Source organism: Kitasatospora cheerisanensis KCTC 2395 (genome assembly GCF_000696185.1).
GTDB classification, from domain to species: Bacteria; Actinomycetota; Actinomycetes; order Streptomycetales; family Streptomycetaceae; genus Kitasatospora; species Kitasatospora cheerisanensis.
This window is the reverse complement of record NZ_KK853997.1, coordinates 1089305-1090127: the sequence shown is the minus strand read 5'-3', so window position 1 is coordinate 1090127 and position 823 is coordinate 1089305. Positions and strand designations below refer to the sequence as shown.

The 823-nt window shown below is 71.0% G+C and carries 1 pseudogene; it reads right to left on the bottom strand.

From position 1 onward, the window contains the following. Positions 1–823, bottom strand: a pseudogene (locus KCH_RS42300) (xyloglucanase); the annotation flags it as partial.

Genomic DNA, 823 nt, shown 5'->3' with positions numbered 1-823 from the left:
GTCGCCGTGCGCCCCGTCGTACGGACCGCCGGTGTCGCTGTACGAGACGAACAGGTTCCCGCCGGTCGCGTCCAGCACCGCCTTGTGCGGCACCATGCCGGTCGGCTGGCCGCCGATCCTGGTCCAGGTCGAGCCGCCGTCGTCCGAGCGGTACACGCTGTTCTGCTTGTCCGCGACGCCGACGAACATCGTCCGGGTGACGCCGTTCACCGTGCCGCTGCCCTGGTCGAACACCTCCCACAGGATGCCCAGCGGATCGCTCTGGTAGCCCGAACTGTCCGACGGGTCCGGCGCGTAGGTGCCGGTCACCGGGAAAGCGCTTACCCGCGACCAGGTGACCCCGTAGTCGGCGCTGCGCCACAGCCCGTTGCCGCTCGGCGCGCCGAACCACAGCACCGCGTCGTTGTTCGGGTCGATCGCCAGGCGCTCGCCCATGCCGCGCCCCGGCATGTTGCCGCCGACCTTGAACGGCAGCGTGCTGCGCTGCCAGCTCGCCCCCTGGTCGGTGGAGCGGAGGATCGCCCCGTTCGCCGGGTCCCAGCTGTTGGTGTAGCTGCCCGCCGCCAGGTACACCCGCTTCGGGTCCTTGGCGTCGGTGGCCAGACTGGCCACACCCGTCAGGTTCCAGTCCGCCCAGCCGACCGAATCCAGCAGCGGTATCCACTGCTTGGTCGCCGGGTCCTGCCGGTACGCGCCGCCGACATCGGTGCGCGCGTACACCAGACCCCTTCTGCCCCTGGTTGAAGACGATGCCCGGGACGGAAGCCGCCGCCGCCGATCTGCACGTTGGTTCCAGCTGTAGCCGGACCGCGGCCGTGGCCGC